The 25,664-nt window shown below is 60.5% G+C and carries 26 protein-coding genes and 1 riboswitch; of the genes, 9 read left to right on the top strand and 17 right to left on the bottom strand.

Going from position 1 to position 25,664, the window contains the following annotated elements; all coding sequences use genetic code 11:
- Positions 1–9 precede the first annotated feature (9 nt).
- The gene (locus FE781_RS04510) at positions 10–624 is read right to left on the bottom strand and encodes a DUF47 domain-containing protein (protein ID WP_138788408.1); all 615 of its coding nucleotides are present in this window, start codon (positions 622–624) and stop codon (positions 10–12) included.
- 263 nt (positions 625–887) lie between these two features.
- Positions 888–1,253, bottom strand: a complete 366-nt coding sequence (locus FE781_RS04505; RefSeq protein WP_170209412.1) for a hypothetical protein — start codon at positions 1,251–1,253, stop codon at positions 888–890.
- Positions 1,254–1,938: 685 nt separating this feature from the next.
- Positions 1,939–1,982, top strand: a riboswitch (PreQ1 riboswitch).
- A 121-nt stretch (positions 1,983–2,103) separates the two neighbouring features.
- On the opposite strand from FE781_RS04505, the gene queF reads away from it, so the two are divergent.
- Together queF and FE781_RS04490 are read left to right on the top strand one after the other, a co-directional pair.
- Entirely contained in the window at positions 2,104–2,604 is a 501-nt protein-coding gene (queF, locus tag FE781_RS04495) for a preQ(1) synthase (RefSeq protein ID WP_138788405.1), read from the top strand.
- Positions 2,605–2,627: 23 nt separating this feature from the next.
- The gene (locus FE781_RS04490; protein WP_138788502.1) at positions 2,628–3,158 is read left to right on the top strand and encodes a VUT family protein; all 531 of its coding nucleotides are present in this window, start codon (positions 2,628–2,630) and stop codon (positions 3,156–3,158) included.
- 105 nt (positions 3,159–3,263) lie between these two features.
- On the opposite strand, the gene FE781_RS04485 is transcribed toward FE781_RS04490, so the two are convergent.
- From FE781_RS04485 to FE781_RS04445, 10 genes are all read right to left on the bottom strand, one after another.
- Positions 3,264–6,044: an ABC transporter permease gene (locus tag FE781_RS04485; RefSeq protein ID WP_138788404.1), complete on the bottom strand. Its 2,781-nt coding sequence runs from the start codon at positions 6,042–6,044 to the stop codon at positions 3,264–3,266.
- Positions 6,041–6,778 (bottom strand): ABC transporter ATP-binding protein, encoded by a 738-nt coding sequence (locus tag FE781_RS04480; protein WP_138788403.1) that lies wholly within the window; start codon positions 6,776–6,778, stop codon positions 6,041–6,043. Before FE781_RS04480 ends, FE781_RS04485 begins: the two co-directional genes overlap by 4 nt.
- Positions 6,779–6,905: 127 nt before the next feature.
- The gene (locus tag FE781_RS04475) at positions 6,906–8,246 is read right to left on the bottom strand and encodes a sensor histidine kinase (RefSeq protein WP_138788402.1); all 1,341 of its coding nucleotides are present in this window, start codon (positions 8,244–8,246) and stop codon (positions 6,906–6,908) included.
- A gap of 7 nt (positions 8,247–8,253) precedes the next feature.
- Positions 8,254–8,973 carry a response regulator transcription factor gene (locus FE781_RS04470; RefSeq protein ID WP_138788401.1) on the bottom strand — a complete coding sequence of 240 codons (720 nt, stop codon included), beginning with the start codon at positions 8,971–8,973 and terminating at the stop codon, positions 8,254–8,256.
- Positions 8,974–9,067: 94 nt separating this feature from the next.
- The gene (locus tag FE781_RS04465) at positions 9,068–9,382 is read right to left on the bottom strand and encodes a hypothetical protein (protein WP_138788400.1); all 315 of its coding nucleotides are present in this window, start codon (positions 9,380–9,382) and stop codon (positions 9,068–9,070) included.
- Positions 9,383–9,536: 154 nt separating this feature from the next.
- Positions 9,537–10,235: a pirin family protein gene (locus tag FE781_RS04460; protein ID WP_138788399.1), complete on the bottom strand. Its 699-nt coding sequence runs from the start codon at positions 10,233–10,235 to the stop codon at positions 9,537–9,539.
- 209 nt (positions 10,236–10,444) lie between these two features.
- The gene (locus FE781_RS04455; RefSeq protein WP_138788398.1) at positions 10,445–11,191 is read right to left on the bottom strand and encodes a Bax inhibitor-1/YccA family protein; all 747 of its coding nucleotides are present in this window, start codon (positions 11,189–11,191) and stop codon (positions 10,445–10,447) included.
- An 87-nt stretch (positions 11,192–11,278) separates the two neighbouring features.
- Positions 11,279–11,902 carry a TraX family protein gene (locus FE781_RS04450; RefSeq protein ID WP_138788397.1) on the bottom strand — a complete coding sequence of 208 codons (624 nt, stop codon included), beginning with the start codon at positions 11,900–11,902 and terminating at the stop codon, positions 11,279–11,281.
- Positions 11,903–11,942: 40 nt separating this feature from the next.
- A complete protein-coding gene (locus FE781_RS17980) occupies positions 11,943–12,065 on the bottom strand; it encodes a hypothetical protein (protein ID WP_281281872.1) in 123 nt (40 codons plus the stop codon).
- Positions 12,052–12,384, bottom strand: coding sequence for a PadR family transcriptional regulator (locus FE781_RS04445; RefSeq protein ID WP_138788396.1), 333 nt, complete (start codon positions 12,382–12,384; stop codon positions 12,052–12,054). Before FE781_RS04445 ends, FE781_RS17980 begins: the two co-directional genes overlap by 14 nt.
- A gap of 238 nt (positions 12,385–12,622) precedes the next feature.
- Here FE781_RS04445 and FE781_RS04440 point away from each other — a divergent pair, with 238 nt between their 5' ends.
- Positions 12,623–12,922, top strand: coding sequence for a DUF3817 domain-containing protein (locus tag FE781_RS04440; RefSeq protein WP_138788395.1), 300 nt, complete (start codon positions 12,623–12,625; stop codon positions 12,920–12,922).
- 363 nt (positions 12,923–13,285) lie between these two features.
- On the opposite strand, the gene pdxR is transcribed toward FE781_RS04440, so the two are convergent.
- Entirely contained in the window at positions 13,286–14,749 is a 1,464-nt protein-coding gene (gene pdxR / locus FE781_RS04435; protein WP_138788394.1) for a MocR-like pyridoxine biosynthesis transcription factor PdxR, read from the bottom strand.
- A 129-nt stretch (positions 14,750–14,878) separates the two neighbouring features.
- Here pdxR and hisC point away from each other — a divergent pair, with 129 nt between their 5' ends.
- The 3 genes from hisC (at position 14,879) to FE781_RS04420 (ending at position 18,094) form a co-directional block, all read left to right on the top strand.
- On the top strand, positions 14,879–15,973 hold the full coding sequence (gene hisC, locus FE781_RS04430) for a histidinol-phosphate transaminase (RefSeq protein WP_138788393.1): 1,095 nt from the start codon (positions 14,879–14,881) through the stop codon (positions 15,971–15,973).
- Positions 15,974–16,363: 390 nt separating this feature from the next.
- Positions 16,364–17,584: a cation:proton antiporter gene (locus FE781_RS04425; RefSeq protein ID WP_138788392.1), complete on the top strand. Its 1,221-nt coding sequence runs from the start codon at positions 16,364–16,366 to the stop codon at positions 17,582–17,584.
- 18 nt (positions 17,585–17,602) lie between these two features.
- Positions 17,603–18,094: a cation:proton antiporter regulatory subunit gene (locus FE781_RS04420; RefSeq protein ID WP_138788391.1), complete on the top strand. Its 492-nt coding sequence runs from the start codon at positions 17,603–17,605 to the stop codon at positions 18,092–18,094.
- Between the two features lie 58 nt (positions 18,095–18,152).
- Here the strand turns inward: FE781_RS04420 and FE781_RS04415 are convergent, their stop codons facing one another.
- A complete protein-coding gene (locus FE781_RS04415; RefSeq protein WP_138788390.1) occupies positions 18,153–19,019 on the bottom strand; it encodes a YitT family protein in 867 nt (288 codons plus the stop codon).
- 235 nt (positions 19,020–19,254) lie between these two features.
- On the opposite strand from FE781_RS04415, the gene FE781_RS04410 reads away from it, so the two are divergent.
- A complete protein-coding gene (locus FE781_RS04410; RefSeq protein ID WP_138788389.1) occupies positions 19,255–19,938 on the top strand; it encodes a queuosine precursor transporter in 684 nt (227 codons plus the stop codon).
- Positions 19,939–20,173: 235 nt separating this feature from the next.
- Here the strand turns inward: FE781_RS04410 and FE781_RS04405 are convergent, their stop codons facing one another.
- From FE781_RS04405 to FE781_RS04395, 3 genes are all read right to left on the bottom strand, one after another.
- The gene (locus FE781_RS04405) at positions 20,174–20,707 is read right to left on the bottom strand and encodes a YceI family protein (protein ID WP_138788388.1); all 534 of its coding nucleotides are present in this window, start codon (positions 20,705–20,707) and stop codon (positions 20,174–20,176) included.
- A gap of 253 nt (positions 20,708–20,960) precedes the next feature.
- Complete coding sequence (locus FE781_RS04400) at positions 20,961–21,218, bottom strand: HPr family phosphocarrier protein (RefSeq protein WP_246068050.1); 258 nt, start codon at positions 21,216–21,218, stop codon at positions 20,961–20,963.
- A 508-nt stretch (positions 21,219–21,726) separates the two neighbouring features.
- Positions 21,727–23,226, bottom strand: coding sequence for an MDR family MFS transporter (locus tag FE781_RS04395; protein ID WP_138788387.1), 1,500 nt, complete (start codon positions 23,224–23,226; stop codon positions 21,727–21,729).
- Positions 23,227–23,591: 365 nt separating this feature from the next.
- Here FE781_RS04395 and FE781_RS04390 point away from each other — a divergent pair, with 365 nt between their 5' ends.
- Both FE781_RS04390 and trpB read left to right on the top strand, forming a co-directional pair.
- Positions 23,592–24,221: a TetR/AcrR family transcriptional regulator gene (locus tag FE781_RS04390; protein ID WP_138788386.1), complete on the top strand. Its 630-nt coding sequence runs from the start codon at positions 23,592–23,594 to the stop codon at positions 24,219–24,221.
- Between the two features lie 171 nt (positions 24,222–24,392).
- Positions 24,393–25,547 carry a tryptophan synthase subunit beta gene (gene trpB, locus FE781_RS04385; protein ID WP_138788385.1) on the top strand — a complete coding sequence of 385 codons (1,155 nt, stop codon included), beginning with the start codon at positions 24,393–24,395 and terminating at the stop codon, positions 25,545–25,547.
- Positions 25,548–25,664: the final 117 nt, after the last annotated feature.

Here is a 25,664-nt window from a genome sequence, read left to right as displayed (position 1 = left end):
CAGGCCTCTTTACGAATTTCGCATAATGATCGTTTCCAGCGTGTTCGCGACATCTTCGCAGCAATCGGTCGCTTCTTCGAGCATTTCGTACAGCTCTTTTTTCTTGATCAGCTCGATCGGGTCCTTCACTTCGATGAACAACTGCTTGATCGAAATCCGCAAAATATCGTCGGCTTCGTTCTCCAGTTCGTTCAGCCTGATTGCATGCTCCCGGATCGGCAGCAGCTTCTTGGACGACAGCAGCACCATCGCGTCGCGGATTTCGCGGGCGCAGCGAAGCAGGATGTCGGCCATGCGGATGACGGAATCGTCGACGGAACGGAGGTTGTACATGTCGAAACGCGAAGCGACGGCCTCCATCTCGTCAAGCACGTCGTCGAGGGAACCCGCCAGCGCCAGGATGTCCTCGCGGTCGATCGGCGTCAGGAACGTCTTGTTCAACTCCGTCACAATGCGGTGGATGCAGCGATCGCCTTTGGTCTCGTACTCCTTCATCGTTTTCGCCACTTCCGCCGGATCGATCTGTTTGCTCAACGACTGGGCAAAATACTCCGCGGAAGCCAGGATGTTCAGCGAAATTTCCTCCAACGTGTCAAAGAAGACATCTTTTTTCTTGGCAAGCATGGTTCTCCGGTTTCCTCTCTTTTGTCAAAAAATGCGAGTTTCGTCTCAAACCCTTACTATCTTACCACACTCGCAAAGAGGATGTTAAGTTTACGTAAAGATCCGCGAAAAATAGTTTTGGGACGTTGGAAAAGCTGGATTGAGTTCCCTTATTATGCGTCGTTTTGGGCTTTATATGTTGTGAGGTCGGCGGCTCGGCTTGGGGAAATCCTGGCTCCTCCCCTGCATGGAGCGGAGCCCGATACGCGGCCGTCCCGACGGCGTCAGTCTTCCCGTTCGATGACAAGCCCCTCCACGTGCTTGCGGCTCATCAGACGCTTCTTCTTGCGGTTCTCCTTCGTTTCGAACACGATGTCCATATCGTAGTTGTCCGGGTACAGCCGGTCCCGCTCGATAAAGAGCTGAACGCGCTTCGCGGCGACCTCCACCCGATTGCGCCGTATCATGACGACCATCCGCCCGCGCTCATCCTCCGGAGCGACCACGACGCCGATCTGACCGAGATACGGAATCTTCACCATGCCGCCGGTCTGCGGCTTGCGCCGGACCGGTTCCTCCGGCACCGTCTCTTCGCCGCCGGCGGGCTTCCTCCGTCTCGGCCAGCTTGGCTTCGATCGCGCGCAGAACACCGACCGGCTCCATCGCTTCGGCCAGTTCCCGGCCGGGATGGGTGACGGTGAGCTCGGCGACGAGCTGTTTGACGCGGTGAAATTCCAATAGGGTTAACGTTTTATCGGATACAAGGTTAAGGGAAGTCATGAGGGATCGCTCCTTCGCTTCGAATGGGCGCCGCGGCTTTTCGGCCAATAAAAAAAGGCGAAGAGAACGCGAAATACGCGTCACTCTCCGCCTGCGGGACAGAGATCGGTTGTCGCCGTTCTTCATCGATCTCCGCGTCCCTCTCCAAGCCGGGTGAATGCATCGCTCCGAAGAAACGGCTCCGCCGTCCGGACATCAGGACGGAACGCCGCTTCCCGCCGCCAGATCAGAGCGGGCGTACAGCCCGGGCAACAGCCATTCCGATCAGGCGAACAAGACGGCGCCATATCGACTCATCGCCGCCATCGGCCGCGTCTCCGGGCGCGCAAGCGCATTCGGGCAGCCGCGGCGCGCGAGGCCGGATGGGCTCCCTTCCCGGATGGGCACGGAATATGAAGCTCAACGAAAGCCGGAAGTCAAGCGGGCAAAGCCGCTCCGGACGGCCGGGGAACTTTTTTACAGCCTTTCCGCCGTTCACAGAATCCCGTTCTTATGGTATGCTACGGATTGACAATCGAAGAAGAAAATCCGGCAGATGCCGACCCGTCGGCGAAGCCGGGAGAGGTTCGCAAACTCCCTCTATAAAAAACTAAGGAAAACGAACGCGCACCGCTTCGTTTTATTTCGTTTTGTTCCCGTAGAGGCAAGTTTCCTGAATCTCGTTCTTCGTAGCCGCAGCCGGCCGACCGCCGGACGCGAACACAAGGAGGAGATTTTTTTATGCCTGCCGGAAGAAGCGCGGAAGACATGCCGAATGTCACCCTGCTCGGCAATCAGGGAACCCGTTACCCTGACCGGTACGCCCCCGAGGTGCTGGAGACGTTCGACAACAAGCATCCGGGACGCGACTATTTCGTCAAATTCAACTGTCCGGAATTCACCAGCCTGTGTCCCGTGACGGGCCAGCCCGACTTTGCGACGATCTATATCTCTTACATCCCGAACGTTAAGATGGTGGAGAGCAAGTCGCTCAAGCTGTATTTGTTCAGCTTCCGCAATCACGGCGATTTCCATGAGGACTGCGTCAATATCATCATGAACGACCTGATCGCGCTGATGGACCCCCATTACATCGAAGTGTGGGGCAAATTCACCCCGCGCGGCGGCATCTCGATCGATCCGTACTGCAACTGGGGCAGACCGGGCACCAAATACGAAAAAATGGCGGAATACCGGCTGCTCAACCACGACCTGTATCCCGAGAAAGTCGACAACCGATAGGAGCTGACCCCACCATGAAAGCGATCCTGATCGGATTGTATCTGGCCGCCATAGCGGGGGCCAACGTGCTCACCGCCAAGTTCGCGCCGCTGGAATTCGGGTCGATGCTCGTGCCTGCCGGAACGTTCCTGATCGGCGCGACGTTTATGCTGCGGGACTTCGTGCAAAAGGCGATCGGCCGACGCAACACGTATAGGGCGATCGCGGCGGCGATGGCGCTGTCGGCGGTCACCTCCTACGCGCTTGGCGATACGCTGTGGATCGTGTTCGCTTCCGCCGTGACGTTTATGTTGTCCGAGACGGCGGACACGGAAATATTCACGAAGCAACGCGGATCGATGGCGCGGAGGGTGCTGTTCAGCGGCCTCGTCGGCGGCAGCATCGACAGCGCCGTGTTCGTCCTTGTGGGCTTGTCTCCGCTAGGCGCGGGCTTCCTGCCCTGGGAAGCGATATGGCAGGCCATTGCCGGGCAGATGCTATTGAAGGCGGCCATGCAGGCGCTTGGAGCCGCAGCTCTGGTGCTGGCCGCCGGCCGCAAGCCGGTCGCCGGTTGACCGCTTGCGGGCGGGGAAGCCGAGCGGACGGCCGCTTGCCGCGCACGGTTTCCGCCATTGACAAAGAGTGCGCCCCCATGATGGGGGACGCACTCTTTGTGTTTCCTATTCGTCCGACGCCCGGATCGCCGCTCCCGGCGAAAGCTTCAGCGCGGCCCGGGCCGGGCCGATATTCAGCAGCGCCGCCGCCAGCAGCAGCACCGCGATAATCGGGATCAGCATCTCATAAGGGTACTGCACCTCAATCGCGCGTCCCGTCGGATTGTCCGCCCCCAGCAGCATGCGGACGAAACCCATGGCGCCGGTCGCCCCGATCAGCCAGCCGGTGAACAGTCCCGCCCAACCGATCGTCGTCCCCTCAAGCAAAAACATCTGGGACAGATGGCGTCCGGACAGTCCGGCGCAACGCATCATGGCAAGCTGTTTGCCGCGTTCGCGCACCGAGCGGAACTGGACGATCGCCAATCCGCATAGGCCGATCACCCCGGAAGCGAGGCTGAAGGCGACAAAGCTGCGGAACAGCTGTCTATTCATAAACTGCTCCGCCCCCTTATCCGCATAAGGAACGGTGAAGCCGATTACGCCGTTTACGGCGAATCGTTCCTCCAGCTTGTGAACGAGCTCGATATTTTTGTAGTCGAACGCGAGCAGCACGTACCCCAGCTTGGATTGACCCGGCCAGCGGGTTCCGTACGGCTTCCATTGCTTATGCACCTCGGGGTGCACAAATGTTGCCGAGTACAGATCCATCGCGTCTCCCGCGTGCGATTCCGGCTGCGCAAAGCCGGCCACGACAAACTCCCGCTCCATGATCGGGACCCAAGTTTCGTCTGCGAATCTCGGTTTCGACTCGTAGATCGGAATCTTGACGGTGTCTCCCGCTTTGACGGCTATGTTCCTGCCGGATACGGACGTCGGCTGGCCGGAATGGCCCCTGTAAGACAGAGGCAGCACGATATACTTGGGATCGGTCATCACCGCCTCCCAGGCTTGCCGGTCGTCCGCAAACAGCTGTGCCCGCTCGGCCAGCTTCAATACGCCACCGTCCAACAGCTCCGGCGTGACGGCAAGAATGGACTGCGCCGTTCCCCTCTCGGTCAGCAGCGCCATGTACGGCTCGACGGCGGCTTTCGCCTGAACGGCGCCCGCGATATCGGGATCGGAACCGGCCAGCGCCAGAATGCGCTCCCGCGACTCCGGCGTGCTGTACGGAACCGCGGCGCTGAAGCCGTACATCGTCATATCGTTTTGGTCGACGTCGTTTATCCGCAGCGTCATGTTGAATACGATTGACGTGAACGAAGCCGCCATCATCAGCAAGGCGAATAGCAGGGAGATGGCGTAGGTGCGCCCCGGCTTGCGCTTCGGGTAACGGACGGCGAGCAGGATGGACGCGTTGGACAAGCCCGTGCGTCCCAGCAGCGCGGACAGCCATCTGTCCGAATGCGAGATCGCCGACAGCACAAGATACAGCCCCGCGGCGCAAGCCGCCAGCCACGTTCCGAACAGCGTCAGCACGTCGCTGGTCGCGACCTCCTCCGGCCCTTCCCCGAACGCGACTCCAAGATGGACGGCGACGATCGCAACAGCCAGGAGGGTAGACAGACGCGTCGCCCTTCTGTTTCCCTTGGACATGCGCTCCCGGTCGGGCATGGCTCCGCGCAACGCCTCGACGATCGGCGTGTGCGACAGCTTGTGCGCGACCCGCGCGGCGAGCGCGATCAGAAACAACAGGATCGCCCCGCCGACAACCGCAAGACCGGCAGGCGAGACGGACACGCCAATCGGGATATTCGCGCCGGACATGCGCGCCAGCGTGTCGGAGAAGGCGCCATAGAACGCATAGACCAGACCGCCGCCAGCCAGTACGCCGACCGCGATGCCGAACGCCGTGGAGAGCAGCGACAACAGGCCGGACTCGGCCATGAAAATGGCGGATATTTGCCTCCGGGACAAGCCGATCGCCCTTAACACCCCGAACAGCTCGCGGCGCGATTCGCCCAGCATCAGCATGATCTGATGCATCAGCACGGCGCCCGACAGCACCGCGACGCCGCTGATCGCCATGAACACGTACAAGATGTCCTTCATATTCGCCCGATCCGACATGAACTTTTTCGTATTGTGCGGTTCGTACTTCGCATCCGGATTCAAATACGGAAAAGGCTCGGGAGTTTCGGGCGCGCGCCCGGGACGACCGGCCAGAATGGCATCGTAAACGCCGCTTTCGTCGCCCTGCCATTTGCGCATCGCGGACTCGCTCAGCAGAACCGTCGCCTGATACTGCGCCAATCCGCCCCGGTATCCCGTCAACCCGCTCTCTTCCGCGATATAGGAGACCCGGAACAGCTTATCCTCGCCCGACTCCCCCCGCAGCTTGACGGCATCGCCGATCCGCAGGCCCAACGTTGCCGCGCTGGCGGCGTCGATCACCAGCTCGTCGTCCCTGAGCGTCAGCGACCACATCTCCGGATGGCCTGGGTCCAGCCGTTTGCCTCGTTCCCATGGGAGGCCCACGACCAGTGCATTGGGGAGAGCCCCCCGCGCTTGTCCGGAAGCGTCCAGCGCCAGAACGGAAGCGGGGGCCTGCAGGACGGGGAGCCCTTCGATTCCGGGATCGCGCTCCTTCATCTCGTCCAGCACGGCCGCGGCGAGCTCCGGCGTCATCGCTCCGTCCGGACCTTTGGCGGTCAGCTCCCATTCGATCGGGCCGAACCGCTGGTTCAGCCACCGCTCCTGGCTATGGTCGACCGACATGTAGAGCACCGCCGAGACCGTAATCAGGACAGCCCCGATGGAGCCGCCCACGACGGACAACAGCGTCTGGCGAAGCTGCTTGCGCAGGTTCTGCCAAGCCATCTTCCAGATCAGAGCCGATCCCATCATCGCGAAGAAACCTCCCTCGCCAAGCCCGCGGCCGGATCGGCCGGCCCGTTCCTCGCGGCACGGTCTCCGTGGTCGAGAATCCGCCCGTTATGCATCGCAATCGTACGGTCGGTCTGCTCCGCTACGCGCGGATCGTGGGTGACGATGACGATTGTCGTATTCAAGTGACGGTTCAGCATGCGCAGCAGTCCGATCACCTGCTCGGACGTATCGCTGTCCAACGCTCCCGTCGGCTCGTCGGCCCAGATGACGTCCGGCTCCCCGGCTACCGCCCTCGCGATGGCGACGCGCTGGTTCTGACCGCCGGACAGCTCATAGGGATACCGTCTCGCCTTCGTCTCGAGACCGACCTGCTTCAGCGCTTCGACCGCGCGCCGGTCCGCCTCCTGACGCGTCAGGCCCCTCGCGATCAGCGGGAGAGCGACATTCTCCGCCGCCGTCAGTACGGGCACCAGATGGTACGCCTGGAAGATGAACCCCATGCGCTCCAGGCGGACGCGGGAGAGCTCCTTGTCGTCCAGCTTGTGCAGCGGCCGGTCGCCGAACCATACTTCGCCGCCGCTCATCCGGTCGATACCCGCCAGCAGTTGCAGCAGCGTCGTCTTCCCGCAGCCGGACGGGCCCATGATCGACACCATCTCCCCGCGGCCGATCTCCAGATCGACCTCCCGGAGAGCCTTCGTGGCCGCTTCGCCGCGGCCGTACGTCTTGCTCAGCGCGATTGCGCGAATCATATGCGATAACCTCCCCGCGATAACGTTTCACGATCAGAGGATATCAAAAGCATGTGCAGAGCTCATGAAGCAGATGTGCAGAACTTGTGCAGATTCACCGTCTCCCCCCGAACGGGCGTCCGCCCCGTCAGTCCTGCTTCATGACGGGCAGCTCCAGCGTAAATACGGCCCCTTCGCCCCAACGGCTAGCCGCTTCGAGCCGGCCTCCATGTGCGACCGCGTATTCCTTGGCGATGGCCAGCCCGAGGCCGAGGCCGCCTTCCTTGCGCCCTTGCCTCGGCCCGGAGCCCCGGTAGAACCGCTCGAACACCCGGGGCAGCTCCTCCTCCTCGATGCCGAAGCCGTCGTCGGACACCGTCACCCTGATCCGGTCGCGGCCGGACAATGCGGCGGACACGTTCACGGCAGACCTGGCGTGGCGGATCGCATTGCCGACCAGATTGACGACGATCTGCTGCAGCCGGACGGGATCGGCATACGCCATCAGCTCCTGCGGCGCGTCCAGCTTCACCGCGATCCCCCGTTCTTCCGCCTCCAGCCCCAGCGCGTCGACCACGCCTCCGAGCAGCTCCGCCATCCGGCACCACCGCTTCTCCAGGCGCAACCGGCCCGACTCGGCAAGGGACAGCTCCTGCATGTCCCGCACCAGCTTCGACATGCGGTACGTCTCGTCGTGCAGCGACGCCAGCTTGTCGGGCGGCAGCGCCGTCCCCGCCAGGAGAGCTTGCTCCAATTGGGCTCGCATGACCGCAAGCGGCGTTCTCAGCTCATGGGCGATGTCCGCCACCATCGTGCTGCGGACCGTCTCCAGCCGATGAATCCGCAGCGCCAACCGGTCGAGAGCCTCCAGCGCATCGCCGGGGTCGGCTCCGCTGCCGGCCGTCTCCCCGCGCCCCGGTTCGGCCGCCAGCTCCGCCGCCTTGCGCGCGATCGCCCGGAGAGGCTTCGCCGCGGCCTTGCGCCAGCGTGCGGAAGCGAACGCCCACAGACCGCCCGTGGCCAATACCGCCGCCGCCGGAAACAAAAAAACGGCGCGATCCGGCCGGCCGCCGATCTCCGCCGACGTGTAGCCCACGATCCGGCCGTCGACGATTACGGGCAAGGCCCGTCCGGCCGCCGGCCCGCCGGTCTCTCCGTACGCCAGCACCGGCGTCGCGCCGTCCGCCTCCCAGATCGCGAGGCTCGACGTTCCCAGCTGCCGGAACCGCTCCCAATCAGCGGCCATCGCCTGCCCGACCGGCTGCCAGCTCCCCGCCAGCCGGTATTGGGCCGAAGCATAACTGTTCCAGAGCAGCCCCAGCCGTTCCGACTCCCGCTCCGCCGCGCGGTGCTGGAGCCACATGCCGGCCCCCAGCGCGCACGCTCCCGCAACCAGCGCCGCCAGCATGCCGCAAGCGATGCCGGCAAGCCGCCCCATCAGCCAAGGCCGCCCGCTCCGATCCTCCGCGCGAACCGTATCTCCGCTCATCAGCCGTTCACACCCCTTCGGCGAATTTGTAGCCGACGCCGTAGACGGTGTGAATGTAGACGGGATCGGCCGGATCGTCGCCAAGCTTGCGCCGCAGATTGCGGATGTGCGAATCCATCGTGCGCTCGTAGCCCACATACGCGTCCCCCAGCGCCTCGTCCATGAGCTGCATGCGGGTAAACACCCGGCCGGGATGCGCAGCCAGCTTCGCGAGCAGTTGGAACTCCGTCCGCGTCAGGTCGAGAGGCTTGTCCTTCAGCCTCGCTTCGAACTTGACGGGATCGATCGTCAACTCCCCGCGGCGGATAATCTCCTCCTCGCCGGCCGCCTCGTCCGCCGCCGGGAACCGGGAACCGCCCTCGGCGCGCCGCAGCACCGCCTTGATCCTCGCGGCCAATTCGCGCAGCCCGAACGGCTTCGTCAAATAATCGTCCGCCCCGATCTCCAGGGCGAGTACCTTGTCGAACTCGTCTCCTTTGGCCGTCACCATGATGACGGGAATGCGCCATTGCCGCTGAATGAGCTTGCAGGCCTCAAGGCCGTCGATTCCGCCCGGCACCATCCAATCGAGCAAGACGAGATCCGGCTTCTTGTCCTTCAGCAGCGCCAGCAGTTCCGGCCAAGTCGCCGCCCCCCGCACCGTATAGCCTTGCCCGCGCAAAAAATCCGCGCATTCCTCCAGCAGCAGCCGTTCGTCTTCGAGCCACACCAGATCCCAGCCGCTCATCGCGCCATTCCCGCTCCTTCCGGTTTCGACATTCGTTTCACCTATTTTAAAAAAAAGGAACCCCCGGCGTCCAGTTGCCGAAAGTTCCTGCAGGTCAGACTTTGTCGTTCGAATACGGAACGCGGGAATCGACCGTCAGCTTCAGACAGTCCCCCTCCGCGCTCCATCCGGGCGAGCCGGTGTCGTACAGCCAATACTTGCGAATCGTCTCGCCGTCCGGACCGGGCACGAAATGAAACAGATTCAGCTCGTCGCGGCAGCGTTCGATCTCGCGAAGCGCGGTTTCGGGCACGCCCGAGACCGTTACCGTCCATCGGCCCGCGTCTTCCTCCAGCCGGAACGGACAACCGGACGCGGCCGTATCGAGAAGCAGCCGGCCCACAATATGCTTCACCAGCAGACGTTCCATCGCCAACCTCCTGTCCAGACAAATCGCTCGGCAGCGGAGCCGCGTCTTTCTTCACCCTCACGTTCAGCTCCGGCGCGCGTTCAATCCGGGCGGCGTCGCGGCGGCCCGGACCGATATCCCGCTCCGTCAGCCGCAGGGCGCCTTTCGAGCGCCGTCAAGGCAAATCGATCAGCATGAAGGTCGCTCCCGACGGCGACGCGATTTTCAGTTCGGGGGTCTGCTCGATCCGCGCCGCATCCCGGCGGCCGAGTCTCGCCTCTCCGTTCAGAGCCAGCTCGCCTTCGATGACGAACACATAGATGCGCCGGCCCTCGGGCTGCGTGAACGTTAACTCGCGTCCGGCGTCCAGCTCCGACAAATAGATCGTGAGATCCTGGTGGATATGGGCGACGCCCTCGCCCGATTGATGCGAGACGACCGGCAGCAGCGCGTTGCGAAGCTTGGCGGTGTCGTAGCGGGTGGCCTCGTAGGAAGGCTCAAGTCCGCGCACCGCCGGAGTGAACCAGAGCTGCAGGAAATTCACTTCCTCGTCGCCAGGGTTGACCTCGGAATGCACGATGCCCGTTCCCGCCGACATCCGCTGCACTTCGCCCCAGGACGTAACGGCCGTTTTCCCCGTGCTGTCCTCATGCTTCAACCGGCCGCGCAGCACGACGGAGACGATCTCCATCTCGCGGTGCGGATGCGCGCCGAAGCCGCGGCGACCCTGCACGATATCATCGTTGAACACGCGCAGAGGTCCGAACTGGACGTTGTCCGGATCGTAGTATTCGGCGAACGAGAAGCTGAAGCTGCTCCGGAGCCAGCCGTGGTCGGCGGTATATCGGGAAGAGGCGGGATAGACGTTGATCATCCGAAAACGCTCCTTTATCTTAATTTTAAGATTTCATGCAAAGCGATTATAACATATTCCCCGGCGGAAACCAACTACGCACGGACCCGCCATAAAAATAAAGAGCGAGTTCTCCCTTGAAGTGACCCCGCAAAGTTAGTCATGTCTAACAATGGGGGTGCGGTTCAGAGCTCGCTCTTTTTGATTGCCCGTTCCGCCCGCGCGACCTGTCAATTGCGGCTGCGCAGCTTCGCGAGAAGGCGCAGAATCTCCAGATACAGCCACACCAGCGTAACCAGCAAGCCGAACGCGCCGTACCACTCCATGTATTTCGGAGCTCCGGCATGGGTTCCCGATTCGATGAAGTCGAAGTCGAGCACCAGATTCAGCGCGGCGACCGTCACAATGACGAGCGAGACGCCGATGCCGATCCAGCCCGTATCGTGGAGGAAGGGCACGCTATGGCCGAAGAAGCTCAGGATGAAGTTGATCAGATAGACGATGGCGATCCCCATCGTCGCGGCGAACACGCCGAGCTTGAAGTTCTCCGTCGCGCGGATAATGCGGGTCTTGTACGCAAGCAGCAGGGCGATAAATACGCCGAACGTGATCATGACCGCCTGCAGCGTAATCCCTTCGAAACGGGATTCGTAAGCGGCGGAAATGGCGCCGATGAACAGGCCTTCCAGCGCCGCATAGATCGGAACCGCCACCGGCGACACCGACGGCTTGAAGCTGATGATCAGCGCGAGCACCAGGCCGCCGATTGCTCCTCCGATGGCGTAGGGGACCACATTGCGGCCGTCGAAATGCATAAACCACATGACAAACGCCGCTCCGAGCAAAATCGCCAGCGTAATAAACGCTTTGTTAACCGTGCCGTCCAGCGTCATCGCGCCGCCGGCATACGAACCGTGTCCGTAACGCCGGAACGTGTTCTCATTGAGAGTGGGGTTGCCGCTCCGTCCGATATTCATTCGAAGGTTCACCTCGATCCAATTTTCCCCATTTTACCATGTTTGCGGTTTTATCGTAAGCCGCGCGCCACAAAATCTTCCGCCGCTTCAAACCGCAAGGCGCAAGACGGCCAGCACAGCGAGATGCGCCGGATAAAACGATCGCCAGACCCAGCTCGGCACCCGCGCCCGCTCCGCAGCTTTCCACCCTTCCGGCCAATACGCCAGCACGAACGTCGGCAGCAGGCTCGCCGGCTGAATCCACCAGCCCTTCCAGGCGATAAACAGCACATCCAGCGCCGCATGCAGCAGCAGCATCCAGCCTCCTTGCGCATAGCGGTAAATGAGCACAAGCGCCAGCCCGTAAGCGCCGTAGTCGAACGGGATCGTCTCCAGAAACAGCACGCCCGCGATCGCCAGCAGCGCCTGGTAGGAGGACTTGTCGAACCGGTCCAGCAGCGCGAGCAGGCAGAGGGAGACGAGCAGCGTGCCGACCGCGTTGATCTCCCAGACGCCGAAGGCCGCCGAGAACGGCAGTTGGGCCGCGGCGGCGATCGCCAGCAGGCGCAGCATGTAGCGGGGAATCGACCGCGTCCGTCTGTATCCGGCCACAAGCGCATAAGCGTAGATCGGGAACGCGATGCGGCCGATCAGCCGCCAGGTCACGTCGTCCGGGAAAAACAAGGCGCCGATATGATCGATCAGCATCGTGATCATCGCGATAGGCTGCATCGTCCGGATTCCTCCTTTCCGCCTTCCTTCGAGGGGCTCGTCAAGCCGTGCGCCGCAGCGTTCTCCGCCGCAACGGCATCGAATTCGGCAGCGCTTCCCTCAGAACCGCATACGATCCGGAACCCGGAGCCGGGGCCGCTTCCCGCTTCTTACGTCCGAACATATCCGGTCAGCCTCCTCATGATCCGCTCGAACCGGTTCCACTCCTCCGTCATCGCGGCGAGGGCGCTTCGGCCCGATTCCGTTATGGCGTAATATTTGCGCCGGGGACCGGCTTCCGACGATTGCCAGTAGCTCTCGACGTATCCCTGCAGCTCCAGCCGCTTGAGAGCCGGGTACAGCGTGCCCTCCCCAAGCTGCAAATACCCTTCGCTATCGGCTTCGATGCGCTGGGCGAGCTCGTACCCGTACATATCCCGCTGCGACAGCAGGCTCAGCAGGATCACTTCCGTGCTGCCTTTGACCAGTTCCGTTTTGCCCATGAGTGGCGCCTCCGTCCGCGGCGTCAAGCCGCATCGGTTAGAATTAACTATATCGTAATCCGATATAGTTAATTCTGTCAATCCGTTTTTCCGCCGGCAAGGATGCTGCCGGAAGGCGCAAGCGCGGGCGAACCGGCTCCGCCCGGAGCTTGTTGTCACCGCTTGTTCATTGGGCAAGCTCCGGGCGGCATGGTACACTTAAATCGACATTTTTAATATAAAAGGAGATTAAGTCGCTATGCTTCGCACACCGCTCGGCCGATTCCGTCTCATCGGCATCCTGGAAGGCATCTCGTACTTGCTGCTGCTGTTCGTCGGCATGCCTTTGAAATATGGGGCGGACCTCCCCGTGGCCGTCACCGTTACCGGCGCTTTGCACGGCGTCCTGTTCGTCCTGTACGTCCTGGCGCTCATCTACGTCAAATTCGCCGACCGCTGGAGCTACGGGCTTGCGATCGGCGCGTTCCTGGCCTCCCTGCTGCCGTTCGGCAACTTCGTTCTGGACGCGCGGTTGCGGAAGCGCCAATCGCATCGCTGACGATTCGGCACCCGCGAACCGCAAGGTGCTTCCTTGCGCCCGTCTCCCGGACCGTTCCCGGAAACGGAAAAACCGGAGGTTGATCGGCAGCCGACCAACCCCCGGTTTATATTCTTCCTGTGTCGGCTCGCGGCTTAACCTTCGGGCATGCGGAACAATAGCAAGCAGCATGTTTTCCGCATGCGGACCGGGCGATCCGGAGAAGATGCCGCACCGCCTTGGAACCGGGATTTGTAACGGAATTGAAACATCGTTTTCATCTTTCTTTAATATAGTTGGCCTATACTAAGACTCGACCCCCTTTTTCGATATATAGATCTTGATGAACCCGCGGCGGTATGCCACGGGTTCCTTTTTTTTCGTCTAGGCTTCGCCCAACAACTCGCGCCAGGCCTTGGTCAGAACCGATACGCCCTCCTCCAGCTCCCGTTCCGATAGCCCCCCGAAGCCGAGCAGAACGGCGGGATCGTCGTCCGGTGCGGGCGGCTTCAGCGAATAAGGCGAGACGGGATATACTCGCACGCCGTTCGCCAGAGCGGACTCGATCAGTTGATCTTCGCCGGGCGCTCCCCGCACGCGCAGCACAAGGTGCAGCCCCGTTCCCGTGCCGACGATCTCGACTCGTGAACCGAACGCGCGGACGATGGCCGCTACAAACGCGTCATGCTTGCGCCGGTACAGCGCCCGCATCCTCCGCATATGACGGCCGAAGTCGCCGGACTCCATGAACAACTGCAGCGTCCGCTGCAAGATGGGCGAAGCGAGCTGGTCGTAGCTGTGGCGGCGGTCGCGGAACCTCCGGAGCAGAGCCGGCGGAAGCACGAGGTAACTGAGCCGGAACGCCGGCGACAACGCGCGGGAGAACGTTCCCAGATATACGACCCGCCCGTGGCGGTCCTTCCCTTGCAGCGACGGGATCGGCCTGCCGGCGTAACGGAATTCGCCGTCGTAGTCGTTCTCGATGATCCATGCGCCGGTCTGTTCGGCCCATTGCAGCAGCTTGGCGCGTTTCGCCGCCGACAGCGTCATGCCGTAGGGGAATTGATGCGACGGCGTCGTGTAGACGGCGCCAGCGCCGGAATCGGCCAGCTCGCCGACCGCCAGACCGTCCGGCTCTAGCGTCAACGGCCGGACGGCGAACCGGTGCTGGCGGAGCAGTGCGATGACGCCGTCGTTCACCGCCGCCTCCGCGGCGATCGTCCCGACATCGTCCCGCAGCAGTTGAAGCAGCAGGTCGAGCGAATGATACGTGCCCGCCCCGATGACGATCTGCTCTGGTTCGCAGCGGACGCCGCGGATTTGGTGGAGATAGGAGGCGACGGCGGCCCGCAGCTCCGGCTCGCCCTGCAGATCGCCATACAGCAGCACGCGGCCGTTCTCCGGCACCAGCACGCGGTTCATGTAGCGGCGCCACTTGGCGAGGGGGAAGCTGGCGAGATCGACGCGGCCGTAGCCGAAGTCATAACGGACGGCCGACGGATTCCGGCCGCCGTCGTGATAAGCGCGCGGCAAGGCCGAGCCGGAGGGGGCGGGCTTCGTCCGGCTCATGGGCAGCCGCCGTTCTCCTTCGGACTCGGCAGCCAGATCGGCGGCGAACAGGCCGCTGCGGGGGCGGCTGACGACGTAGCCTTCGGCGGCCAACTGCTCGTACGCCAGCGAGACCGGCGTCCGGCTGACGCCCAGATATCCCGCCAGGCGGCGCACCGATGGCAGCCGAACGTTCGCCGGGATTCGTCCGAAGACGATCTCGGCGCGGATGTACCGGTACAACTGAAGGTACAGCGGCTCCCCGGATGTAGGGTCCAGCTCCGGCGTCAGTTCGATCATGGCAGGTTCCTCTCCTTATTGTCTGGAATCGGGGATGAATCGCAATCTGTCACTTGCAAAATTTCGATTCTGTGCATTTTATCAATGACAATTTGGCGATATCGTCAGAATATACGAAGGAGGGATTGTATGTCTATCGCATTGCCTCATATTCTGCAGCTCGAGCCGTACAAGCTCGGCGAGCAGCCGCCCGAGTGTGCCCAAGCCGTCAAGCTGAACCAGAACGAGAGCCCGTATCCGCCTTCGCCGAAGGTGGCGGAAGCGCTGCGGCGCATCGGCGAGGAAGCGCTGCGGCGGTACCCGGACCCGGAATGCCGGGAACTGCGAGCGGCCCTGGCGGAGCGGCTCGGCGCCGAACCCGGGCAGTTGTTCGTCGGCAACGGCTCCAGCGAGATCATCTCGCTGATCGCCAAGGCGTTTCTCGGCTCGGGAGGCGTGCTGGCGATGCCCGATCCGTCGTTCGGGCTGTACTTGACGGCGGCCGCCGCCTGCGGGGGCCGTGCGGTGCCCGTGCCGACGCGGGACGACTTCACGGTGGATACCGACGCGCTGCTGGCCGTCGGGGCCAAGGTGATCGCCCTCGTGAATCCGAACGCGCCGACCGGACTGCCGCTGCCCGTATCCGAGATCGACCGGCTGGCGGCGGCCCACCCCGGGCTGCTCGTCGTCGACGAGGCTTATATCGACTACGCGGAACCAGGAACGTCCGCCTTGCCGCTGCTTGACCGCCGTCCGAACCTGCTCATACTGCGCACGTTCTCCAAGTCGTACGCGCTGTGCGGAGCGCGCGTCGGGTACGCCGTCGGGGGGCGGCCTCTGATCGAAGCGCTGGAGCGGGCCCGCGATATATACAACGTCAACGCCGTCAGCCGCGCGCTGGCCTTGGCGGCGTTAAGCGACGAGGCTTACCTGCGGGAGACGACAGCCGCCGTCCGCGCCACGCGGGACCGGTGCGCCGGCGAGCTGCGCCGGCTGGGCTGCGGCGTGCTGCCGTCGCAGACGAATTTTCTGCTTGTGCAGCCCCCCGTGCGCCGGGATCAGCGCGACGCCTCCGCAAGCGCCGCTTCGCTGGCGGCCAGCTTGCGGGCGGCGGGCATCTACGTCCGCCGCTTCGCCGATCATCCGCGTCTGAGCGACCGCCTCCGCGTCTCGATCGGCACGGATTCGGAGATGGACGCCTTCCTCTCGCACGTGGAGCAATGGCTGGCCAACCGCCGCGATTGAACCTGCGCCGTCCGGCATCGGGCCGGTGAGCCCCCTTTTTGGGGCATCCTCCTGGATGCAAGCCGACTCCTGTCCAACAGGAGCCGGCTTGTTTTATTTCAGGCGATTTTCCCGTACGGGGGCGCTTCATGATACGGCCGGCTTTTTTGTGGCATAAATAAATCGGGGCCGGAGAGAGAACCCTCCATGTAAAAGGCGAGAGATTCAGTCTGGCGAACAGATTCGCCGCCCTACCAATCTTAAACCTTTGAATTTGACGATAAAACCGTCCAAAATCTAAAAATTTAACGGATTTTGACCGAATTTCAGCCGAAAAATTTGTATATGCAGGTTACATCCTGTATACTTATAGATACTTGAAACTACTTAGAGGGAGGGCATAGACGTTGTATGGATCATATGATTTTTGAGGTGGGCACAGCGTTGCTGCTGGTTGCCATCGCTTCTGTGCTTGCCGGAAAGCTCAAGTTTTCCATCATTCCGTTCCTGATCGTGCTCGGAATGATTGTCGGGCCGCATGCCCCGACCATCGGAATTCTTGACTTCAAGTTCATAGAAAGCCAGGAGATCATCGATTTTCTAGGGCGGATCGGCGTCCTGTTCCTTCTCTTCTATCTGGGGCTTGAATTCTCGGTTCAGAAACTGATCAAATCCGGCCGCAACATCGTGTTTGGCGGAAGCATTTACGTTCTGCTGAACTTCACCTTGGGGCTGGCCTACGGTTTTCTGATCGATTTTCCGTTGTACGAGACGCTTATTATCGCGGGGATGCTGTCGGTCTCGTCCACCGCGATCGTCGCCAAAGTTCTGGTCGATCTGCGGCGCACCGGCAACTCTGAAACCGAATTGATCTTGGGGATGATCCTGTTCGACGATATTTTCCTGGCCGTGTTCCTTTCCGTCATGTCCGGCTTGTTGCTGGGCGGAGCGACTTCGATCGGGGGCGTTCTGGTGTCCGTCGGAATATCGCTCGCCTACATGCTGCTGTTTTTCGTTATCGCGCGCAAAGGAACGCCGATTTTAAACAAGCTGCTCAATATTACGTCCAACGAAATTTTTATTATCGTCGTATTTTCCGCGCTGTTCTTTATCGCCGGTTTTTCCGAGAAGCTGCACGTCGCCGAAGCGATTGGCGCGCTGCTGTTCGGTTTGGCGCTGTCGGAGACGGAACACAGCAAGCGCATCGAGCACCTGGTCGTGCCGTTCCGGGATTTCTTCGGGGCGATCTTCTTCTTCAGCTTCGGGCTGAGCATCGACCCGCTTACGCTGGGAAGCGCCATCTGGCTCGCGCTCGGTGCCGTGGTGCTGACGATGGTGGGCAACGTAACGGCCGGCATGATCTCCGGACGCCGAGCCGGACTGTCTCACAAGGCTTCCACAAATATTGGCTTGACGATTATGGCCCGGGGCGAGTTTACTATTGTCGTAGCCAATTTGGGTATAGCCGCCGGATTGATGCCGGTCCTGAAGCCTTTCTCCGCGCTGTACGTATTGATATTGGCTATATTGGGGCCTCTGCTGACAAAAGAATCGAAGCATGTCTTCAAAGCGCTAAATAAAATATTCCGATGGAGCACGCCGCAAGAAAAAGTCAAAAACACAGACAATTGAATTGGAGGTTGCTAATCCATGGGCGAAATCAGGGAATCCGATCTGCCCGGCATCGGGAAAAAGTTTCAGATCGAAGCCAAGTCGGGCGACAAAATGGTCATCGTGATTCACGACGACGGCAGACGCGAGCTTTATCATTTCGAGGACGACAATCCGGATGAGAGCATCTCGCTGGTGACGCTGGAGGACGAAGAAGCCAGACAGGTCGCCGCCATCATCGGCGGGATGACATATAAACCGAAAGCTTTGGAGACGATCGAAGTCTCCCTCGAAGACTTGATCATCGAGTGGTGCAAAGTCGAATCCCACTTCAACAGCGTGGGCAAATCCATCGCCGAGCTGCAGGTCCGCCAAAAATCGGGGGCGACCATCCTGGCCCTCGTGGACAAGCATAAACAGAAGATCAATCCCGGTCCGGACGACCGGCTGGCCGCGGAGATGACTCTCGTGGTCGCAGGGGAAAGAAAGCAGATCAAGCTGCTTAAAGAGCTCCTGTTGAAGGGAGAATAGCAAGAAAATAACGGCCCGTCCTCTTGTGCGAGGAGCGGGCCGTTCCGCATTTTGGGGTTCAATGAATCGCCTTCTTGTCGAAGCCGCCGCCCATCACGTCGGACACATGCTCGATCGCGATAAACGCCTTCGGATCGATCTCTTGCACGACCGCCTTGAGCTTCGCCAGCTCGAGACGCGTGACGACGCAATAGATGATCTGCGTATCCTCCTTGCTGTAACCGCCGCGGGCGTACATAAAGGTCGTATTCCGTCCCAGTCGCGCCATGATGGCCTCCGATATTTCCTCGTAATGAGGCGAGATGATCGTCACCGACTTGGATTCGTTCAGACCTTCCACGACGATATCCATTACCTTGGACGCGATATAATACGTGAAAATCGAATACATCGCCGAATCCCATCCGAAGACGAAACCCGCGCCGATGAAAATAAACACGTTGATAATCAGAATGATTTGACCGACCGGAATCCGCGTTTTTTTGGACGCCAGAATCGCCACGATCTCCGTGCCGTCCAGCGACCCGCCGAAGCGCAGCACCAGGCCGATGCCGAAGCCGAGAACGAGGCCGCCGAACAGCACCGCCAATATCTTCTCGTCCGTAAACGGTTCAATATCGTGCAGCAGCGCGGTCGTGACCGACATAACCGCAATGCCGTACAGCGTGGAGAAGGCAAACGTCTTGCCGATCTGCTTGTACCCCAAAAATAAAAACGGAAGATTCAGCACAAAAATCAACAACCCCAGCGAGACGGACGTCAACTCGTTCAGCATAATCGATATGCCCGTGATGCCCCCGTCGATCACCTGGTTCGGAACAAGGAACCCTTCCAGCGAAACCCCCATCAGCGCGGCGCCCAGCGCGATAAAAAAGGCTTTGCCGATCAACTGAAGCGGGGTTAGTTTTCGGTGTTGCTTCGCCATCGTATCTCTCCCTGCGTTCTGGTTTCGACAAGTTATTGTAACATAATCGGCTTCCATATTGACATAGCCGGACCCGCGAAGCGTTCCGATATTCCACCATAGCCGCACGATCTGCTCGCGGATGCGAATTCCATTCCCCTCCGCAACGTTTTATTGTATGCTTGGGGTTGGTCCGGATCAGGACCCGCGGTTCGAAACCATCCCGCGTTATCAAAACTAAGGGGGATATTCAGGCATGTTTAATTTTATCTGGGGGGGAGTATTCGTCGCCGTCAACTTCGCCCTGTTTGTACTGAACTACCGGCTGTTCGGCAGAAAAGGGCTCTACTCCTGGATCTGCTTCGCGACGGTGCTCGCCAACATCCAGGTCGTCAAGACGATCGAGATGTTCGGCATCGTCATGACGCTGGGCAACACGATCTACACGACGATCTACATGTGCACGGACTTGCTGAACGAGAAATACGGCACGAAAGAAGCCCGAAAAGCGGTCTGGTTCGGCTTTTTCACGCTGATCGCCTCCACCGTGATGATGCAGCTTGCGCTCGTATTCACGCCGCAGGCCGAGGGCGGGACCGCCCAGGAAGCGATGGAGACGATCTTCGGGCTTATGCCGCGGATCGCGGCGGGCAGCCTGTGCGCTTACTTCGTCAGCCAACTGCTCGACGTTCAAGTATTCGGATATTTGAAGCGCCGTTTCCCCGTACGTTCGCAGTTCTGGATTCGGGTCAACGGCAGCACGCTCGTCAGTCAGATGGTGGACTCGCTCGTGTTCTGCACGATTGCGTTCGCCGGCGAATATTCCTGGGACATCTGGCTGCAAATCTTGCTGACGACGTACGCCTTGAAGTTCGTCATCTCGATCGCCGCTACGCCGGCCATGTATCTCGCGCGCAGCTTCTCGCCGAAGGAAGACTGACCGCACCTGGGCGCAACCGGTAATGAGGCACGCGGACGATTTTACGACACTCATCAGGCGGGCCTATTCGCGCGAAATATCCGCAAGCTGTCGCTCAAGCAGCTCCCGTTCTTCTCCCGCATGGAAAACGAAAAGCCGCAAGCCTCCCAAGCCCCCATCCGGGGCCGGGAACTTGCGGCTTCTCCATATCCGAAAAGTCCAAAGAAACGTACCGCTATAACGATTCCGGAGGCGATTAAGCCTGTTTGACCGCCTCGATCTCCAGCGAGACCTTCACCTCGTCGCCAATAAGCACGCCGCCGGTTTCCAGTACGGCATTGTACGTCAATCCGTAGTCGCTGCGTTTCAGCGTTCCCGTCGCGCTAAAGCCGACTTTCTCGTTGCCCCACGGGTCTTTGTTCGCTCCTTCGAAGGTGACCGAGAACGTCTCTTCGCGGGTTACGCCGTGCAGCGTCAATTGCCCGGTCACGTCATATTCGCCGTCCCCCGTGCGTACAATTCGGGTAGCGGTGAACGTCATGTGCGGATTCTTCTCGACATCGAAGAAATCGGCCGATCTCAGATGCGCGTCCCGGTCGCTGTTCCGGGTATCGACGCTCGACAGATCGACGCTGAATTTGATGTCCGCGGTCGTCAAATCGTTCGGATCGGCCGTGATATCCGCTTCGAATTTGTGGAACGTGCCTTTTACCTTGGCGATCATCATGTGTCTGACGGAAAAATCAACGCTGGTGTGGCTCGGATCGACGATCCATTTTGCTTTGGACATGGTACATCCTCCTTGATCTTTTGATAACATTTCGTAAGTTGTTTTAATTTTGTTACCTGCATCTAGTATAAGTCGTTCCACCAGCAACTGTCAACGATTTTATTTCAAATTCAAGATTCATGACTCTAAGAAAAAACGAGGTTCTCCCCGAAAAGCCGCAAGCCTCCGGTTCGTCCCTTCCGAAGGGCTCCGCCGGAGGCTTGATGCAATCTATACGGTTGAACATATCGGACATGGTGACCAGCGGTGCCGCTTACTCCTCCAGCAGCGCGCAGATCGCGTGGATCGCTTCCTCTTCGTCGCTGCCCTTCGTCTGGAGCGTAATCCGCGTTCCTTTGCGAAGGCTGAGCAGCAGCAGGCCCAGCAGGCTTTTCATATCGATGACGGACGCGCCGCCGTCGAACTTTAGGACAATGTCCGAACTGAACCGTCCGGCTTCAAACGCGATACGGCGCAGTTCCTCGGGACTGAAATCCCTGGACAGCGTGATGTCGTGAACCCGCACGGACATCTCCCCCTTCCGGTTCATCCTCGCGAACATGATTCACCATTGTAGAAGAGCGGGAACCGGTTGTCCATGGGCGCCGGACCCTTTCAAACGCAGGCCGGAGCCCCTGCTTATCGGGACTCGCGCACGTTTCGCCCGAATCCCGCTGTTCGGCGGGCCGCTCGGGCCGGGTTGCGTTGCACGGAAGTCTCCCCGAAAGGGCTGCTCCATCCGTTTCCCGTCCGAAATTTGGTTGGGAGACGCATATGGTTTCCCCGGAGCGTGTCTGGCGTTATTTATTCTATAGGCTTAAAGACGCGAAAGCCCGCCTCGTCGGGTGTGCGAGCCTGCTTGTTCTTGCCCCACCACGCCCCGTTCCCGTTGGCCCCTCCTTCTCACCGGTACATCGGCCGCAGACGGCTTCGACACAGCTTGCCCACGGACCCGCAAATATAAAAAAGCCGCGCCTTCGCAGAACATGCTGCTTCCGGCACAGCTTTTTTAATTGGATAACGGTTCATCCCGTTAATGTTTAATGCCCCATCATCACCGGCACGCCCGCTTGTTCGCCCTCGGCTTGCTGGCTCGGCGCCTTCTTGGGCCGGCGCAGCATAAACGCGAGCAGCGCTCCGGCGATGCCGATGACGGAAAGCAAGATGTACGTGTCCGAGAACGAATCGAACATGACGTTCGGTCCGGGCGACTCGGCCATATAATGCTCGACCCGCTTGGACAGCACCGTCGACAGCCCGGCGACGGCGAACGAGGTCATGACCTGCTGGGCGGCGGCCGTCAACGATGTAACACGGCTGACGAGATGGGCTGGAGCCGACTGGATGATATGCGTGTTCAGCGGCATCATCGAGATGCCCATGCCCGCCCCGAGCATGGCCAGCGGCACCATAATCATGGTCAGGGACGTGTCGGCCGCCACCCGGGAGAGCAAGAACGCCGAACTGGTAACGATGATCAGCCCGGTAATGACGAGCGGCCTTGCGCCGATGCGGTCGAACAGCTTGCCGCCGACCGGCATGAACAGCCCGGCCGCGATCGCCTGCGGCATCATGATCAGCCCCGTTTCGAACGCGGAATATTGCTTGACCTGCTGCAGGAACACGGGCACTAGGAAAAACGAGCCGAACAAGGCGATCTGGGAAATCCACTGCACGATAATGCCCCGGGTGAAGCTGCCCGATCCGAATACGCGCAGCTCCAGCAGCGGCTGCTGGCGCCGCAGCTCGACGATGACGAAGACGATCAGCGCGATACCGCCGACGATGAGGCCCGTAAGCGTCTCGGCCGACGTCCAGCCGCTTCCCGCCGATCCGCCTTCGCCGCCGCTCGCCGAGCTTACGCCGTACGCGAGCATCGAAAACGCTAGCGGAGCGAAGATCATGCCGAGGAAGTCCAGAGCGGGCACGGTCTGACGCTCGATATTCGGCAGCGTCCGCATGCCGAGCAGCACCGCCAATACGCCGATCGGCAGGTTGATCAGGAAAATCCAGTGCCAGGTGGCGTAGTCGACGAGCCAGCCGGCGACGACGGGACCAAGCGCCGGAGCGAGCAGCATCGGAATCCCGATCATGCCCATCACGGCGCCGACTTTGCCGGGAGGGCTGAGCCGGTAGGTGAACGCCATGGCGATCGGAGCGACCATGCCGCCGCCCAAGCCTTGCAATACCCGGTAAATAATCAATTGCTCCGCGGTCGTGGCGAAAGCGCACAACCCGGAGCCGATCGTAAACAAGGCGACCGACCATAAGAAAATGCGTTTGGCGCCGAAGCGGTCGGACATCCAGCCGGCGAGCGGGATAACGGCCGATTGGGCCAAAGCGTATCCCGTGACCGTCCATTGAATCAGCGACAGCGAACTGCCGAAGTCTTTCATCAGTCCGGGCATCGCTACGTTCATGGCGGTTCCGTCGAGGATGACCATAAACATGCCGACGATAATGGCGACAAGCGGAGCGATGATATCCTTCATGGACATCGGCTTCGCTGCCTGCGCCGCCTGCGGTGTTGCGGATGACATTTCGGTTTCCTCCAATCCTGTTTCTGTTTCTGTGTATTTTTTACGTCCATGCACGGGTGACTCGCGAATCTATTGACCCGAATTCGGCCGCGGGCTAGAATGAAGTCAAAGACAAGCGACCTAACCGGACAATTGTCCGCACGGGAGAATCTTACCGGACAATTGTCCGGAAGTCAATCGGTCTCCGTATGGAGATTTTGTATATGCAAAAGTTTTTCCGAATAGTCAACCCGTCGGGAGAGGCCGCTTAAACGGCGAACGCACGGCCTTGAAGGCGCCCGCGGAAGACGCCGCCCTGACTGAATATATGCCCCGCCTATTCGCAGCATGATCGACATTATCACGAACAAGGAGTCCTGACGCCGATGATGAAACCCCGACCATCACGCAGGGATGCGCAGGAAGTCAGCCGCGTCATCCTGCAGACGGCCAGCGCGCTGTTCGAGGAGCACGGCATCGAAGCGGTCAGCATGCACCAGATCGCCAAATGCGCCGGCATCGGACAAGGCACACTGTACCGTCGCTACGCCAACAAAAGCGATCTGTGCATGGATCTCATCCAGAACCAGTTCAACCGTTTCGTCGAGGGAATGGACGACTACATAGAGCGCTCCGTCGGCATCCCCCCGTCCGAAAAGCTGTGCGAGCTCGTCCGGAGACTGCTGGCACTATTCGAAAAAGAATCCAAACTGCTCGGCGCGATGCAGATTCCTTCCAAAGAGGAACAAACCCGGTTCGATTTTTATAAGTCCGCGCCGTATCTTTATCTGCACGACAGAATCCAGCAATTGCTTGCCGAATGCGCGGACGGCCTCCCGGGCTACGACGCCGCTTTCACCGCCCATCTGCTCATTACGTCGCTGTCGCCCCACAATTATATTCATCTGCGGGACGTATACGGGCTCTCCCACGAGCGCATTGCCGAAAAAATCTGTGCGTCGTTTATCCTGCCGTTATGCAGCCCGGCCCCACACGCGAATCCGCGTTGTCCTTGAACCGGAACGAAACGCGTTTTCCATGCGCCGCAAAGGCAGTCCCCATCCGCCCGGAAACATGCGTAAGGAACCGCTCCCGGCTGTCCGGGAACGATTGTCCTTTACACGTTCCGGGCTCTTCTTTATGATGGAAGGAAAGCGCAATCATTTCACTTATCGGAGGCGGTCAACGTGACACGGCAAGGATATTTCGGAGAATTCGGCGGAAGCTTCGTTCCTCCCGAGCTCCAAGAGGTTCTGGATTATTTGAGCGAGCAGTTCTACAAGTATAAGGATGACCCGGACTTTATCGAGGAGTATCATTACTACCTGCGCGAATATGTCGGCCGCGAAAATCCGCTGACCTATGCGGAGCGGCTGACGGAGAAATGGGGCGGCGCGAAGATTTACCTGAAGCGGGAAGACCTCAACCATACGGGCGCTCACAAAATCAACAACGTCATCGGGCAAATTTTGCTGGCCAAGCGGATGGGCGCCAAGCGGATCATCGCGGAGACGGGAGCAGGCCAGCACGGAGTCGCCACCGCCACGGCCTGCGCCATGTTCGGCATGGAATGCGTCATCTACATGGGCGCCGAGGACACGCGCCGCCAGGCGCTGAACGTCTTCCGCATGGAGCTGCTGGGCGCGACCGTCGTTCCGGTCGCCAAAGGCCAAGGCCGTCTGAAGGACGCGGTTGACGAAGCGCTGGGCGATCTGGTGGCCAACTATAAAAACACGTTCTATCTGCTCGGTTCCGCCGTCGGTCCCCACCCGTTCCCGACGATGGTCAAGCACTTCCAATCGATCGTCAGCGAGGAATCCAAACGGCAAATTCTCGCCAAGGAAGGCCGCCTGCCCGATGCCGTCATCGCTTGCGTCGGAGGCGGCAGCAACGCCATCGGCGCGTTCGCGCATTATTTGGACGAGCCGTCCGTCAGGCTGATCGGCGTCGAGCCCGACCAAGCCGCGACGCTGACCCAAGGCGTGCCCGCCGTGCTTCACGGCTTCAAATGTCTCGTCCTGCTGGACGAGCAAGGCAACCCGAAGCCGACCTACTCGATCGCCGCCGGCCTCGACTACCCGGGCATCGGGCCGGAGCACAGCCATCTCAAGGTAAGCGGCCGGGCCGAATACGTTACCGTAACCAACGAAGAGGTGCTCGAAGCGTTCCAGGAGCTGTCCCGCACCGAGGGTATCATTCCCGCGTTGGAGAGCTCCCATGCAATCGCCTACGCCCGCAAGCTCGCACCGACGATGACCCGCGACCAGATCGTCATCGTCAACTTGTCGGGACGCGGCGACAAGGATGTGGAACAGGTATTTCACATGCTGAAAAAAAGCTGACCGGCAGACGGAACCCTTCGAGCGGTCGGACGTAATAAAACGCAACGCGCCGCAGAGCGGTTTTCAAGCAGAGGAGGGGCTGCCGTGGGAGGCGGGTTTCCGGGAGAACCGGGTTTT

It is taken from the genome of Paenibacillus thermoaerophilus (genome assembly GCF_005938195.1).
Taxonomy (GTDB): Bacteria; Bacillota; Bacilli; order Paenibacillales; family Reconciliibacillaceae; genus Paenibacillus_W; species Paenibacillus_W thermoaerophilus.
The sequence above is the reverse complement of the archived record's forward strand: the minus strand, read 5'-3'. Positions and strand labels throughout refer to the sequence as shown.

Bases quoted from the DNA above. Each gene is read 5' to 3' on its own strand.
- FE781_RS04410 (WP_138788389.1), top strand. From the start codon at position 19,255: ATGTTTAATTTTATCTGGGGGGGAGTATTCGTCGCCGTCAACTTCGCC.
- FE781_RS04475 (WP_138788402.1), bottom strand. From the start codon at position 8,246: ATGAGCGGAGATACGGTTCGCGCGGAGGATCGGAGCGGGCGGCCTTGG.
- hisC (WP_138788393.1), top strand. From the start codon at position 14,879: ATGTCTATCGCATTGCCTCATATTCTGCAGCTCGAGCCGTACAAGCTC.
- FE781_RS04455 (WP_138788398.1), bottom strand. From the start codon at position 11,191: ATGAATATCGGACGGAGCGGCAACCCCACTCTCAATGAGAACACGTTC.
- FE781_RS04485 (WP_138788404.1), bottom strand. From the start codon at position 6,044: ATGATGGGATCGGCTCTGATCTGGAAGATGGCTTGGCAGAACCTGCGC.
- FE781_RS04445 (WP_138788396.1), bottom strand. From the start codon at position 12,384: ATGGGCAAAACGGAACTGGTCAAAGGCAGCACGGAAGTGATCCTGCTG.
- FE781_RS04465 (WP_138788400.1), bottom strand. From the start codon at position 9,382: ATGGAACGTCTGCTGGTGAAGCATATTGTGGGCCGGCTGCTTCTCGAT.
- FE781_RS04420 (WP_138788391.1), top strand. From the start codon at position 17,603: ATGGGCGAAATCAGGGAATCCGATCTGCCCGGCATCGGGAAAAAGTTT.
- FE781_RS04390 (WP_138788386.1), top strand. From the start codon at position 23,592: ATGATGAAACCCCGACCATCACGCAGGGATGCGCAGGAAGTCAGCCGC.
- FE781_RS04415 (WP_138788390.1), bottom strand. From the start codon at position 19,019: ATGGCGAAGCAACACCGAAAACTAACCCCGCTTCAGTTGATCGGCAAA.
- FE781_RS04425 (WP_138788392.1), top strand. From the start codon at position 16,364: ATGGATCATATGATTTTTGAGGTGGGCACAGCGTTGCTGCTGGTTGCC.
- FE781_RS17980 (WP_281281872.1), bottom strand. From the start codon at position 12,065: ATGTTCGGACGTAAGAAGCGGGAAGCGGCCCCGGCTCCGGGTTCCGGA.
- pdxR (WP_138788394.1), bottom strand. From the start codon at position 14,749: ATGATCGAACTGACGCCGGAGCTGGACCCTACATCCGGGGAGCCGCTG.
- FE781_RS04440 (WP_138788395.1), top strand. From the start codon at position 12,623: ATGCTTCGCACACCGCTCGGCCGATTCCGTCTCATCGGCATCCTGGAA.
- FE781_RS04450 (WP_138788397.1), bottom strand. From the start codon at position 11,902: ATGCAGCCTATCGCGATGATCACGATGCTGATCGATCATATCGGCGCC.
- FE781_RS04510 (WP_138788408.1), bottom strand. From the start codon at position 624: ATGCTTGCCAAGAAAAAAGATGTCTTCTTTGACACGTTGGAGGAAATT.
- FE781_RS04460 (WP_138788399.1), bottom strand. From the start codon at position 10,235: ATGATCAACGTCTATCCCGCCTCTTCCCGATATACCGCCGACCACGGC.
- FE781_RS04470 (WP_138788401.1), bottom strand. From the start codon at position 8,973: ATGAGCGGCTGGGATCTGGTGTGGCTCGAAGACGAACGGCTGCTGCTG.
- FE781_RS04400 (WP_246068050.1), bottom strand. From the start codon at position 21,218: ATGTCCGTGCGGGTTCACGACATCACGCTGTCCAGGGATTTCAGTCCC.
- FE781_RS04405 (WP_138788388.1), bottom strand. From the start codon at position 20,707: ATGTCCAAAGCAAAATGGATCGTCGATCCGAGCCACACCAGCGTTGAT.
- FE781_RS04395 (WP_138788387.1), bottom strand. From the start codon at position 23,226: ATGTCATCCGCAACACCGCAGGCGGCGCAGGCAGCGAAGCCGATGTCC.
- FE781_RS04480 (WP_138788403.1), bottom strand. From the start codon at position 6,778: ATGATTCGCGCAATCGCGCTGAGCAAGACGTACGGCCGCGGCGAAGCG.
- queF (WP_138788405.1), top strand. From the start codon at position 2,104: ATGCCTGCCGGAAGAAGCGCGGAAGACATGCCGAATGTCACCCTGCTC.